Annotated in this window: 1 protein-coding gene; it reads right to left on the bottom strand. The window is 72.2% G+C overall.

Features of this window, described 5'->3' with window-relative positions; translation table 11 throughout:
• Positions 1-1,098: acetyl-CoA carboxylase biotin carboxylase subunit (locus IEZ07_RS35250; protein WP_191898767.1), on the bottom strand; the 1,098-nt coding region annotated here is incomplete at both ends.

Here is a 1,098-nt window from a genome sequence, read left to right as displayed (position 1 = left end):
CGGTCACGATCAGCTTGGCCACCAGCGAGTCGAACGCCTGCGGCACGGTCATCCCGGTCTCATACCCGGCGTCCAGCCGCACGCCCGGCCCCGACGGGGTGCTCATCCGGGTGATGGTGCCCGGCGCGGGCAGGAAACCGCGCCCGGCGTCCTCGGCGTTGATCCGGAACTCAAGGGAGTGCCCGCGCAGCACCGGATCGCCGTAGCCGAGCTCCTGGCCGTCGGCGATCCGGAACATCTCCCGGACCAGGTCGATGCCGGCGACCTCCTCGCTGACCGGGTGCTCGACCTGCAGCCGGGTGTTGACCTCCAGGAACGAGATCGTGCCGTCTTGGCCGACGAGGAACTCGCACGTGCCGGCGCCGACGTAGCCGGCCTCTTTGAGGATCGCCTTGGAACTGGTGTAGAGCAGCTCGGTCTGCGCGGTGGTCAGGAACGGGGCGGGGGCCTCTTCCACGAGTTTCTGGTGGCGGCGCTGCAGTGAGCAGTCGCGGGTGGAGATCACCACGACGTTGCCGTATTTGTCGGCCAGGCACTGGGTCTCCACGTGCCGGGGCCGGTCCAGGTAGCGCTCGACGAAGCACTCGCCGCGGCCGAAGGCGCTCACCGCCTCGCGTACCGCGGACTCGTACAGCTCGGGGATCTCGGCCAGGGTGCGGGCGACCTTGAGGCCGCGGCCGCCGCCGCCGTAGGCGGCCTTGATCGCGATGGGCAGGCCGTGCTCGGTGGCGAAGGCGACGACTTCGTCGGCGCCGGAGACGGGGTCGGGGGTGCCGGCGACCAGGGGGGCGCCGACGGCCTGGGCGATGTGGCGGGCCTGGACCTTGTCGCCGAGCGCGGTGATCGCGGCGGGGGGCGGGCCGATCCAGGTCAGGCCGGCGTCGAGGACGGCCTGGGCGAAGGCGGCGTTCTCGGCGAGGAAGCCGTAGCCGGGGTGGACGGCGTCGGCGCCGCTTCGGGTGGCGACGGCGAGGAGTTTGGTGATGTCGAGGTAGGTCTCGGCGGGGCTGTGGCCGTCCAGTGCGTAGGCCTCGTCGGCGACGCGGACGTGCAGGGCGTCGCGGTCGGGGTCGGCGTAGACGGCGACGCCGGTCAGGC

The sequence above is a fragment of the Planomonospora parontospora genome (genome assembly GCA_014647935.1).
GTDB lineage: Bacteria > Actinomycetota > Actinomycetes > Streptosporangiales > Streptosporangiaceae > Planomonospora > Planomonospora parontospora.
Note: the sequence above shows the minus strand (reverse complement) of the source record. Positions and strands in the feature narration are given on the sequence as shown.